A 12098-nucleotide genomic window follows, 5' to 3' on the forward strand; every position below is an offset into this window, starting at 1 on the left:
CTCAATATGGATAACAAACAATTCAAAGAAATCGAAAAGCAGTTACAATGCCCTAACGGGTTACAAGGAAAAGAAATGGGCATTACTATGAACAATACGAATATAGGAATGACCAGAGCTTCGATAAATGCCTTAGGTATTATTGATAAAGATATTGTACTCGAATTAGGACATGGAAACTGTGGGCATTTAGATTTTGTGCTAGGTAAAGCACATAGCCTAGAGTATATTGGTTTGGAAATATCGGACGTCATGAAACAAGAAGCAGCATCACAAATACCCTTGAAGCAAAAAAACCACAAGGTGTCTTTTCATTTGTATGATGGAGAAAACCTTCCTTTTGACGATCATTGTATTGATAAAGTATTTACTGTGAATACACTCTACTTCTGGAAAAACCCAGTACTTTTTCTAGTTGAAATTTCAAGAGTTTTAAAACAACGTGGTATTTGTGTAATAACCTTTGCTCAAAAGGAATTTATGCAGCAGCTTCCTTTTGTAAACACCTTATTTAAATTATATAACACTAACGAATTTAAGCTATTGGTACAACAATCTCTTTTTACAATAGATACTATTCTTCATAAAACTGAAAACGTAAAAAGTAAATCAGGAGAATTTGTAAAAAGAGATTTTACCATCGCTGTATTAAAAAAGAAATAATGAATAAAACCATCGGATTAATATACGGATCAGATACAGGAATGACCGAAGAAATTACGCATAATATTGTTGATGAATGGTCTATGAGTGACATAGATGTAATAGAAGTAAGCAATGCCAGTGTTTCAGATTTCGAAAAATTTGACGTTCTCATTTTAGGGCTCTCTACTTGGTATGATGGAGATTTACAAAGCGACTGGGAAAGTTATTTTGACGAGTTTAAAACCATCGATTTCACAGGGAAAACTGTTGCTTTGTTTGGCCTTGGTGATCAATATGGATATGGAGAATTTTTTATTGATGGGGTAGGAATGTTAGCTGAAGTGGTATTAGAAAACGGTGGTAAAATTATTGGTAATTGGCCTATTGATGGATACGATTTCTCTGAGTCTAAAGCCGAAATCAAAGGGCAAAACTTGTTTTATGGTTTGGCTATTGACGAAGATAATGAACCTGAGCTTACCCAGGATCGTTTAATGAAATGGTTGCTACAGCTTGAAAAGGAGGTTTCACTAATAGCACCTTAACCTCCTTTTGCCAAAATACATAAACTCTTGTTTTACAATAGATTTTCTGTTTCAATAAGTGAAAGAGACTTCCTATTGTATAAACAATACAATTCATTTATTTGAGTTTGTTACGATGTGACTATTAATCTGCTTATGTGAGAACCTATGTGATACGCCAATTATACTTTTAATTTACTCATAAAACCTACTGGTAATACACTGCTACCTTATAATATCTTCTCCACATATATTCAAAAGGAATACCGAGATGGATTAACGCTTAGCCTTCAGGAGCCAATTCAACTTCCAATCCATCTAAATCGGGGGTCATTTGAATCTGACACCCTAAACGACTATTATCTTCAACATAAAATGCTTCGGCAAGCATTGCGTCTTCATCATCGGATATCTCAGGTAATTCATGTTCTGATCTTACATAACACTGACAAGATGCACACATCGCCATTCCTCCACAAATACCAATAGTTCCCTCGGGGGCTAGTTCATAGGAACGCACAACCTCCATTAAATTCATAGCCATGTCAGTTGGGGCAATTACACTATGTATAACACCTTCTCTATCTGTAATTTTTATTGTAATATCTTGATTATCCATACCTTCTATGAATTATTCTCGAATTGTTTTAATTTCCTCCTCAAAACTTTAGCTCGTTTATCTTCCCCATCATGACTCCATCCAGGTGAATTAAACATATAATTAAATTTATCGCTCCATTTTTCTGCTCGTTTCACATCGTTCCAAATAGCAGTATATTCATGGGTTGCTACTTTTAACGGGTTAAATGTAGTAATATTTACAGTAAGACCATATACAGGTTTATCTATCTCCTTCTCTTCTTCGGAAAACGTACCAAACAGGCGATCCCAGATAATCAAAATACCCGCATGATTACAATCCAAATACCGTATGTTCGAAGCATGGTGAACCCTGTGATGTGATGGTGTATTAAAAATAAATTCAATGGGTTTGGGTAATTTATCTACCAACTCCGTATGCACAAAAAACTGATATATTAAACTTATTCCCATCATGGTAAACATCATTAATGGATCAAACCCTAATAAAGGAATCCAAATCCAGAAGAAAAATTTATGAACACGTTCTCCGACTCCTTGTCGTAAAGCGGTTCCTAAATTCATATAAATTGAAGAATGATGAGATACATGACCCGCCCAAAATAGTCGTACTTCATGATTTAAACGATGGAACCAATAGTATGAAATATCATCAGCAAATAAAAGTAATACCCAAGCCCACCATTGACGTAGTACCATGTCTTTTAATGGGCTCATTTCATGTAAATAGAAAAAAAGAACAAAGGCCATCACCTTTGGGAAAAACTCAACCATGGCAGAAAACACCATCATCGCAATAGAAACCCTAGTGTCTTTACCATGATATTTCTCTTTTGCAAGTTGAAACTCCACCCACATACAGCTAAAAAAAACAGGTAAGGCAAAATACAGTAATGTATCTTGAGATAGTTGCTCTACATATTCTATTATACTCATTATTAATTAATTGCTTTCACGACAGCTTTCGGCGCTTCCTTTTTGGTTCCATCAAAACCTTGCACACCTCCAACCGTTGTATATTTCATTACATATTTCCTGTCTGGATGAATACGTTGGTAAGCACTTTGACACATCAACGTTGCTTCATGGAAGCCACATAAAATTAATTTTAATTTTCCTGGATAGGTATTGACATCACCAATCGCATAAATACCTGGTATGTTTGTTTGATAATCTAATGCATTATTTACTTTAATCGCATTCTTTTCTATCTCCAAACCCCAGTCGGCAATAGGTCCTAATTTTGGCGCCAATCCGAATAACGGAATAAAATGATCAGCTTTTAGTGTAAATGGGTCTTTGTCTTTTTGCTCAACAATCACACCCTCTAGTTTATCTTCACCAATAATTTCCTTCACCTCAGCAGGGGTAATTAACATTATTTTCCCTTCATTTTTAAGCTCTTGAACTTTATCTACAGAATCTAACGCTCCTCTAAATTCATTTCTCCTATGAATCAGGGTTACGGACTTTGCTACATCTGTTAAGAAAATAGACCAGTCTAGGGCAGAATCACCCCCACCCGCAATTACCACATCTTTATCACGGTATAATTCCGGTTCTTTAATCATGTATTCCACACCTTTGTCTTCAAAACTTCCGATATTTGGTATTGGTGGTTTTCTTGGTTCAAAACTCCCTAAGCCCCCAGCAATAGCAACCACAGGTGCGTGATGTTTTGTTCCTTTATTTGTAGTTACAATAAACGTTCCGTCATCTTGTTTGTCAATGGTATCAGCTCTTTCTCCTAAGGTAAACCCAGGTTCAAACTGTTTTATTTGCTCCATTAACTTATCAGTTAAATCGCCTGCTAATATTTCAGGATAAGCAGGTATATCATAAATTGGTTTTTTTGGATAAATTTCTGAACATTGCCCACCTGGTTGCGGTAAAGCATCAATTAAATGGCAACGTAATTTTAATAACCCCGCCTCAAAAACTGTAAACAACCCTGTAGGGCCAGCTCCTATAATTAATATATCTGATGTTATCATTTGTCTAAAAATTCTTTTTTTATACTGAGATTCCTGTCTTAATAAATTAAGACAGGAATATTTATTCTTTATTTCTATTTAAAATAGCCCTCTTGAGCTATGAATCATTTTTTTTGTACTGATTTAACAATTTGCTAGCGTGCATCTTTTCTTTGCAATCCGTAAGATAATTTTCTTAAGATTAGAACTTAAAACCGCTATTAAAACAGATTTTCTCAAAGCCCTTAAGCAATATTGATAACCTCTTTTATCTCAGGTGCATATTTTTTTATGGTGGCTTCTACTCCGTTCTTCAATGTCATCTGATTAACCGAACATCCATTGCATGCTCCTTCTAATTGTACTTTTACAGTATCTTCTTCAATCGATAGCAACTTTATGTTTCCGCCGTCACTTATTAAAAATGGACGAATTTCTTCTAAAGCCTTTTCTACATTATTTCTTGTGTCTGTTGACGTCATAACAGTCCCTTTTAATCTCCTCTTACGAGAAGAAACTCAAACTGGGTATTTGAGTTTTGTTGTTAAACAATATCATTATATTCTTCTTGCAGAACAATACATCCTATTTTGTACTACACCCACTCATCGTTGTAATTCTCACTACTTCTGTTGGTGGTAAATTCGCATTTCTCTTTAGTAATTGAGAAACCATTTCTTTAGTTACTTTAGTAAAAGCTTCTGATAGGGCAGTGTTCTCTTGCAAGGCTACCGGATGGCCTACATCTCCCGCCTCACGGATACTTTGCACTAAAGGTATTTCTCCTAAGAAACTTGTTTCTATATCTTCAGCTAAATGCTTCGCTCCTCCTTGCCCGAAAATATAATATTTGTTTTCTGGCAATTCTTCAGGTGTAAAATACGCCATGTTTTCAACAATTCCTAATACTGGCACATTTATGCTTTCTTGTTGAAACATTGCTACTCCTTTCTTAGCGTCTGCTAAAGCTATATTTTGTGGTGTACTAACGACAACTGCTCCGTTAATTGGTAATGCTTGTACAATTGATAAATGTACATCACCCGTACCAGGAGGTAAATCTATTAATAGAAAATCTAGCTCTCCCCAATCTGCATCAAAAATTAATTGATTTAAGGCTTTGGATGCCATCGGGCCTCTCCATATCACAGCCTGACTAGGATTTGTAAAAAAACCTAAAGACAATAATTTCACACCATAACTTTCAACGGGTTTCATTTTAGATCGGCCATTAACATTTACTGCTATTGGTTTTTCTTGATCAACATTGAACATTATATGTTGTGAAGGTCCGTAAACATCTGCATCTAAAACACCCACTTTAAATCCCATTTTTGCCAATGAAACTGCCATATTTGAAGTAATGGTAGATTTACCAACACCTCCCTTTCCTGAAGCGATTGCAATTATGTTTTGAATATTAGGTATCTCTTTACCTCGAATTTGACTTGGGTCTTCCTTTGACCCAACCTCTACCTTTACATTTACTTTTACATCTATCTTTTGATTTACATGCTTATGAATTGCTTTCATGATGTCAACCTCTACCTTCTTTTTAGCTTGTAAAGTTGGATTACTAATCGTTACATCAACGATCACTTCATCTCCAAAGGCTACTACATTTTTAACATTTCCGTTTTCAATCAAACTCTTCCCTCCTCCTGGTGCTGTTAATGTTTCTAACGCTTTGTATATGTCTTGTTTTTTAAAACTCATTATTTGTGAACTTAGACATACAAAGATACGATGAAAAGATAAGATTAGGAAGCAGGACTCATAGTTAATTATTAAACCATTATAGTTTCTTTTTATACTAAGGAGTATTCATGAATTTTAAGCTCTAAAATCCTTAAGAAAAAAATAAAAAAACCCTAAAAATCAATACGTTAATTGATGCGTCTTAAGGCAATTTATGATAGCGTCAGCCTAGTAAAACACTCTTTTCTCAGGTATATCTAAGGTCTCTTTTGAAGGCTATAATCGACATGCTATTTCGCATGAATTAACCCGAATTATTTATCAATTAAAACCCGAGTTACACCTTATAAAATTAAATTAGTTTTAGAGTAGTGTTGTTTTTACTATAATTCGTTTGAAGGATCCCAAAAAAAATCTTCTAAATTTTGTATTTGATTGTCTATTACCTCTACTCCTTCATTTTCCAATAACTGTTGCATTAAATTCACCCCTTGAAAGTGATGTTTGCCTGTTAACAATCCTTTTCTATTAACTACTCTATGCGCAGGCACCTCTTCTGTTTGATTACTGGAGTTGTTCATTGCCCAACCTACCATTCTAGCAGATCTCGACGCTCCTAAATACTTAGCAATAGCACCGTAACTGGTAACTCTCCCGTACGGAATTAACCGAGCGACTTCATATACCTTATCAAAAAAGCTTTCTTTTTTTTCCATATTTAACAAGATTTATGCAAAAGAGAATCTATAACAAGATGAAACCACTGTAACATCAACCACTTGATTGCGCTTTTAAACATAACCATAGCGGGGCTATGCTAACATTGAGAAAAGACTTGCTTTTATTAGGCTTACCTCTCTCATGACGAAGTTCTATTGCATTATACGAGTTTAAAAATAGAACTATTTCAACTATTTAAAAGTAAAACAACGAAAAACTATTTAAAAGCATAAAATTATAGTGGACCTTAGGTGAAATTACTACATCATTTCCTTATATCCATTTATGTTTTACCTGCATATTGGTGCTCATCATAAACAATTATGATCGGTAAATTAATATCCGAAATGACATAAAACGCGAAACCGCCATCAAAACTAGTTAATACTTTACCCTAAATTTGATGTAGGTAATTGGTTTTTTTTGTTCTAGATATTGTTTTTCGTAAAAAGTTTGAGTTCCTGTTACCTCTTCCGGTGAGTAGTAATTTTTATAAACATCGTGATTGGCATGTAAAATCTCGTGCCCTTCACCATGCAAAAGCCCCAACGTATACCCATGCATAAACTCACTATCCGTTTTCAGGTTGATAGTTCCTTCTGCGTCCAAAATGCCATGGTATTTTTTTAGAAATGCCGCGTTTGTTAAGCGATGTTTAGTGCGTTTATATTTTATTTGGGGGTCCGGGAAGGTGATCCAAATTTCAGAGATTTCATTTTCCGCAAAAATAAAATCTATAAGTTCTACTTGTGTTCTAATAAAAGCAACATTGTTCATGTTGTTCTCAATAGCTGTTTTAGCACCTCTCCAAAACCGAGCTCCTTTGATATCAATTCCAATGAAGTTTTTATCAGGGCTCTTTTCAGCCAAGGCAATTGTGTATTCTCCTTTACCACAACCCAACTCTAAAACGATGGGGTTGCTGTTTCCGAAAAACGTATGCCATTTTCCTTTATACTGAAAATTGCTTGTTACTTCTTCTCTTGTAGGCTGAATAACATTCGCAAACGTTTCATTTTCTTTAAAACGTTTTAATTTATTTTTACTTCCCAATGTAATGAAGAATTATGCTCTGTCTTCTGTTCCTTCTTTTATAAAGCGTACAGATTCTTTCATCCAATAGGCTAATAAAACAAGAAGAACTAATAAGAATACCCAGTTTAATCCGTTAGAAAGCCACCATCCAGCATCTGCCTTCGCAATTTCAAGACGCAACAACTCGAACGGTATGAATAAAAGTTCGAAAAAATCACCAATTAATCTAAAAATATTTAATCCTAACATAACTTGATTATCTTTATGTTTGCAAAAATATAAAAAGAATCAATGGTAACCAATTTTTTCAGCAAATCAAAACCTGTAAATTTTATAGTCCTTTTTATGCTTTTTTTGTGTTATTATCTAATAACACTTTTCTCAAAAGACAGCTCCTTTTTTTCTGTTACAAAAGAAATTGTTTTATTCCTTGTTCTATTTTCTATCTACAATTTTATCATTGTTAAAAACGAGGTAACCTTCGACAATTCTTTTGCTTTCTTGTTTTATGTTATTTTAATTGGTTTTTTTGTTAAAACCATCGAGATCAATCCTCTTTTTTATGCGAATTTAACGATCCTTATTTTTTTAAGAAAAGTATATAGTTTACAATCGTCTAAAAATATTTTCCACAAGCTTTTCGATGGTGGATTATGGTTAGGAGTTTCTTTTATTATAGAACCCTATACGATATTATTTGCTTTTTTACTATATGCATCTATCTATATACATAAGCGTTTATCTTATCAAACGTTATTAATACCCATCATAGGTTCAAGTATCCCGGTTTTTTTATATTATACGTATTGTTTTTGGTACGATAAAACTACCGTTTTTTATCAGCTCTTTTCTTGGGAGTCTTTGTCTAATTTTGATTTATACTTCAGTTCTTCTTACGTCTTTTCAATAGTGTTTATTGGAATCTTTACGCTGATCTCTGTGGTGCTAAAAACGCCAAAAACTTTATCCATTTTAAATCGCTTTAGACGAAATTGGATTCTACTATTGTTTCATCTTGTTGTTTCAGGAGTTTTTTTCCTTGTAATTCCAGATAAATCAGGTATTGAGTTCTTGTTTTTGTTTTTTCCTACCTCAATAATACTAGCCAACGGATTGGAACTATTTCAGAAAAAATGGTTTGCAGATATTTTTATACTTGTTTTTGTAGCTGCTTCTGTGATTGTATTTTTCTTATAGTATTTAAACTTTCACCCCAAAAGCTAAATCTCCTGCATCTCCTAACCCCGGAACAATATATCCCTTTTCATTTAGGTGTTCATCAATTGCGGCTATCCATAAATTCGTGTTTTCCGGAAAGTGATCGCTTATAAATTCTATTCCTTTTTCAGCGCCTATGACCGACACAATATGAATTTTTTTGGGAGTTCCGTATTTTTTGATGGCTTGATATACCTCTACCAAAGACCTTCCAGTTGCTAACATAGGGTCTATTAACAAGAGTGTTTTGTTTTCTATTACAGGTGCGGCAAAATACTCTACCACTATATCGAACGTATCATCATTATTCGTGTGATTACGATAAGCAGAAATAAAGGCATTTTCAGCATTGTCAAAATAGTTTAGCAATCCGTTATGCAATGGCAATCCAGCACGCAATATTGAGCACAATACAATATCATTTACAGGAATACTGTTGACCTTTTCTCCCAAGGGGGTTATTGTCGTTTGTTTTGAGTATTCTAGTTTCTTGCTTAGTTCATACCCTAAAACTTCTCCAATTCTTTCTATATTTCTTCTAAAACGCATTGGGTCTTTCTGAGTAGAAGCATCTCTTATTTCTGCTAGAAATTTATTTAAAACGGAGTTCTCTTGAGATATATGGTGTACTTTCATAAAGCCTAGTTTGCCACGAAAATACAAAAAAGAAAACTTCAGCAACTAATACGATTTACAAATAAATATTTCGCATATCTATTATTTCTTTTCTAGCTATTTTTGCGTTATAAAACTTAACCATAGCTTGGCTATACTAACGTTTTATGCCTTAAACTAACTTAAAATAATTCAATACCTATATACGAAATATGTATCTGTAAATCGTATAATACCATTCGCCATATATTTTTAGCTATTTTGACACCACTAATATTATAAACTTGAACTCGACTTATCTTATACCAGCGTCAATTAAAGCTCAGTAGTAGCATCAATGTTTATAATGAAACCCAAAGCACTCATTAAAGCCTCTATATTATTATAAAATACAATTAATACAGGTTATTTTAAAAAGTTTTTTAACGCATGTATTAGTTCTTTTTTATCTTCAATATGACTCATATGCCCGTTTGGTAGCTCTATTAATTCTGTATTTGTTCTACTTGCTTCATCTACAATCGTCTTATAATTCAAAACGGGGTCTTTTTTCCCTACAATCAGTACTCTTTTAGGGATTTGTGCAAAAACCTCCTCATTATTATCTCTTAAGCGCATCCCTTCATTCGAAGCCATATACCCTCTCAGTGAAATTTGTAATGCTTGTTTTATTACCTGTTGAATCTCATCAGGATACATTTCTCTTGAATAGGAGGCAAATAAATTTGACACGCCCATTTTAACCACTATCTGAAGGTTTTGTTGCGCCATTTTTTTTGCTCTTTCTCTAATCATTTTTCGTTCCTCAGTATCGGCCTGTGCGGTAGAATTCATCAAGCAAATGCCTTTTACATTTTCTTTGTATTTCTTAGCAAAAGCCAGAGCAACGTACCCTCCCATTGAATGTCCGATAAAAATAGCACGACGGATTTTTAATTCTTTTAACACCTTCTTTACCGCTTCGGCCATTTCCTCCATGGTATGAATATATCCTAAACAGTCAGACTTTCCATGACCTAATAAGTCAATACAAATAACCCTGTTTTTCTTCGTTAATTCTTCTACAACGTCATTCCACATTGTAGTGTTTTCAAGAAAACCGTGTAACAATACAATGGCATTTCCTTTACCCTGATCGGTATAATAAACCGAACCCTCTTTATATATTGCAATCATTTTTAATGTATATTCGGCAAAGATAAATTTGTTAAACAATGAACAAAACAAAAGCGGTATTAATAGCTGGGTTTGCCTTATTTTCAATGTTTTTTGGAGCAGGAAACTTAATCTTACCTCCTCTTTTAGGGAAAAATGCTGGTTCTAGCTGGTTTTGGGTCACTTTAGGCTTTTTTGTCACCGCTGTTTTTATTCCGATTCTTGGAATCTTAGCGCATGCTAAAATTCAGGGCACTATGTTTGATTTTGGAAAGAAGGTATCGCCTATATTCAGTAGTATTTATTGCTTCATTATTTACGCTATCTCTATTACTTTACCTAGTCCTCGCACAGCGTCTGTAACATATGAAATGGCCGTTAATCCTTATTTTAATGTAAACGCGCTATTTACAAGTAGTATTTATTTTACCCTCGTATTTCTATTCGTGATTAACCGATCTAAAATTTTAGACCTATTGGGTAAATTTTTAACTCCTTTAATTATTTTTATTTTACTAGCAATCATTTTTATAGGTGTGTTTTCTGCTCCAAACAGTATGCAAAGCGGTGTGTTTGAAATTCCATTTATAAGTGGTTTATTAGAAGGCTACCAAACCTTTGACGCCATTGGTGCTGTTGTTATTGGAGGGGTTTTAGTTATTTCTATGAACTTTAACAAAGAGGCTTCTTTTGAAGAAAAGAAATCGTTAATCACCAAAGCTGGATTTATCGCCGGATTTGGGTTATTAGTTATTTACGCAGGGTTAATTTACAACGGAGCGCTGTTCAATTCAACTTTTCCAGAAGAGGCTACCAGAGCAGATATTCTTTCTTCCTTGAGTTTACAAACACTGGGTAATATTGGAACTACTTTTTTAAGTGTACTGGTTGCCTTAGCTTGTTTTACCACCGCTGTTGGGATTATCACTGGAACAGCCGACTATTTCAAAGGTGTTTTTCACAACTCACAAAAAGCCTATATTATTACAGCAATCATAGGGTGTGCTTTAGGGATTTTAGTAGGGCAATATGATGTTAAATACATTATAAACATTGCGTTACCTGCCTTGATGTTTATTTATCCTATTACTATTGTCTTGATCGTACTAAATATAATCCCTAACAAGCTAGCATCACCTATGGTATTTAAAATTGTTACTTTGGTAACTTTTATTTTTAGTATTCCTGATTTTTTACAATTCCTTATCCCTAAGGAACAATTAGCAGGTATTATTACTAGTATTCCTTTTGCTACACATCATTTAGGCTGGGTAGTTCCGGCTATTTTAAGTTTTAGCATTGTAAATTTGATAAAAAAAAGCTAGCGGCTTTCTTTTATTTGTTCGTATTATTTAAATCTATACCCAACATTAACACCAACTCTTGGCACTACTGCATATGAATCAGAGGTAAACATATTTCTACCTACTCCTGCATATACACCAACAATAAAGCCTCCATTAGAAATGTATTTCGACCCTACTGCAACCCCTAAAGCTCCATCTGTATATTCTTTATATCTCTTCTCGTCACTTTCGTCCATATCAATTTCTTTTTCTCCTGAATTTATTCCTAAAAATATTTCACCGAAATGATTCCAATTTCTGTTATTCGTAAAATAATGACGGAAATACGGTGTGAATACTTGATCTTCATTATATCTAAAATCAGAACTTTTTCCTTCAAAATTGAACAAGGCTGACAACCCTATAGATGATTGATCGCTCAGGTAATACTCATAAGAGATCTCTAAGGTTTTCATCACTAAAGCATCTGCTATATCTACTTTTATTTCTTGTTGCGCGTTTACAAATGAGCTTATAAAAAGTATAGCTCCTAAAATTACTTTCTTCATGTTTATTTTATTTTTTAGTATTATTATAACGTATCATATTCTATGCAATTATAATACCAC

Annotated in this window: 15 protein-coding genes; 4 read left to right on the plus strand and 11 right to left on the minus strand. The window is 33.8% G+C overall.

What is annotated here, in order from left to right:
• Positions 1-6 precede the first annotated feature (6 nt).
• Positions 7-663 (plus strand): class I SAM-dependent methyltransferase, encoded by a 657-nt coding sequence (locus AC2TDS_RS10890; RefSeq protein ID WP_484735616.1) that lies wholly within the window; start codon positions 7-9, stop codon positions 661-663.
• Positions 663-1190 (plus strand): flavodoxin, encoded by a 528-nt coding sequence (locus AC2TDS_RS10895; protein ID WP_484735617.1) that lies wholly within the window; start codon positions 663-665, stop codon positions 1188-1190. Before AC2TDS_RS10890 ends, AC2TDS_RS10895 begins: the two co-directional genes overlap by 1 nt.
• 262 nt (positions 1191-1452) lie before the next feature.
• On the opposite strand, the gene AC2TDS_RS10900 is transcribed toward AC2TDS_RS10895, so the two are convergent.
• The 8 genes from AC2TDS_RS10900 to AC2TDS_RS10935 all read right to left on the minus strand — a co-directional run bounded on the left by AC2TDS_RS10900 (position 1453) and on the right by AC2TDS_RS10935 (position 7444).
• Positions 1453-1788 carry a 2Fe-2S iron-sulfur cluster-binding protein gene (locus tag AC2TDS_RS10900; RefSeq protein ID WP_484735618.1) on the minus strand — a complete coding sequence of 112 codons (336 nt, stop codon included), beginning with the start codon at positions 1786-1788 and terminating at the stop codon, positions 1453-1455.
• 5 nt (positions 1789-1793) lie between these two features.
• A complete protein-coding gene (locus AC2TDS_RS10905) occupies positions 1794-2705 on the minus strand; it encodes a sterol desaturase family protein (RefSeq protein WP_484735619.1) in 912 nt (303 codons plus the stop codon).
• 2 nt (positions 2706-2707) lie between these two features.
• Positions 2708-3763, minus strand: coding sequence for an NAD(P)/FAD-dependent oxidoreductase (locus AC2TDS_RS10910; protein ID WP_484735620.1), 1056 nt, complete (start codon positions 3761-3763; stop codon positions 2708-2710).
• Between the two features lie 224 nt (positions 3764-3987).
• Positions 3988-4224, minus strand: coding sequence for a NifU family protein (locus tag AC2TDS_RS10915; protein ID WP_484735621.1), 237 nt, complete (start codon positions 4222-4224; stop codon positions 3988-3990).
• Positions 4225-4327: 103 nt separating this feature from the next.
• A complete protein-coding gene (locus AC2TDS_RS10920) occupies positions 4328-5458 on the minus strand; it encodes an Mrp/NBP35 family ATP-binding protein (RefSeq protein ID WP_484735622.1) in 1131 nt (376 codons plus the stop codon).
• 365 nt (positions 5459-5823) lie between these two features.
• Entirely contained in the window at positions 5824-6156 is a 333-nt protein-coding gene (locus tag AC2TDS_RS10925; RefSeq protein WP_484735623.1) for an MGMT family protein, read from the minus strand.
• Positions 6157-6541: 385 nt separating this feature from the next.
• Positions 6542-7213 (minus strand): tRNA (guanosine(46)-N7)-methyltransferase TrmB, encoded by a 672-nt coding sequence (gene trmB / locus AC2TDS_RS10930; RefSeq protein WP_484735624.1) that lies wholly within the window; start codon positions 7211-7213, stop codon positions 6542-6544.
• A 12-nt stretch (positions 7214-7225) separates the two neighbouring features.
• On the minus strand, positions 7226-7444 hold the full coding sequence (locus AC2TDS_RS10935) for a DUF6341 family protein (protein WP_484735625.1): 219 nt from the start codon (positions 7442-7444) through the stop codon (positions 7226-7228).
• A gap of 42 nt (positions 7445-7486) precedes the next feature.
• Here AC2TDS_RS10935 and AC2TDS_RS10940 point away from each other — a divergent pair, with 42 nt between their 5' ends.
• Positions 7487-8392, plus strand: coding sequence for a DUF6427 family protein (locus tag AC2TDS_RS10940; protein WP_484735626.1), 906 nt, complete (start codon positions 7487-7489; stop codon positions 8390-8392).
• 3 nt (positions 8393-8395) lie between these two features.
• Here AC2TDS_RS10940 and upp read toward each other — a convergent pair whose 3' ends face one another.
• Both upp and AC2TDS_RS10950 read right to left on the minus strand, forming a co-directional pair.
• Complete coding sequence (gene upp, locus AC2TDS_RS10945; protein WP_484735627.1) at positions 8396-9049, minus strand: uracil phosphoribosyltransferase; 654 nt, start codon at positions 9047-9049, stop codon at positions 8396-8398.
• Positions 9050-9433: 384 nt separating this feature from the next.
• A complete protein-coding gene (locus AC2TDS_RS10950) occupies positions 9434-10204 on the minus strand; it encodes an alpha/beta fold hydrolase (protein WP_484735628.1) in 771 nt (256 codons plus the stop codon).
• Positions 10205-10242: 38 nt separating this feature from the next.
• On the opposite strand from AC2TDS_RS10950, the gene brnQ reads away from it, so the two are divergent.
• Entirely contained in the window at positions 10243-11508 is a 1266-nt protein-coding gene (gene brnQ / locus AC2TDS_RS10955; protein WP_484735629.1) for a branched-chain amino acid transport system II carrier protein, read from the plus strand.
• A gap of 23 nt (positions 11509-11531) precedes the next feature.
• Here the strand turns inward: brnQ and AC2TDS_RS10960 are convergent, their stop codons facing one another.
• Positions 11532-12038: a DUF3575 domain-containing protein gene (locus tag AC2TDS_RS10960; protein WP_484735630.1), complete on the minus strand. Its 507-nt coding sequence runs from the start codon at positions 12036-12038 to the stop codon at positions 11532-11534.
• Positions 12039-12098 lie beyond the last annotated feature (60 nt).

It is taken from the genome of Tenacibaculum profundicola, assembly GCF_057220795.1.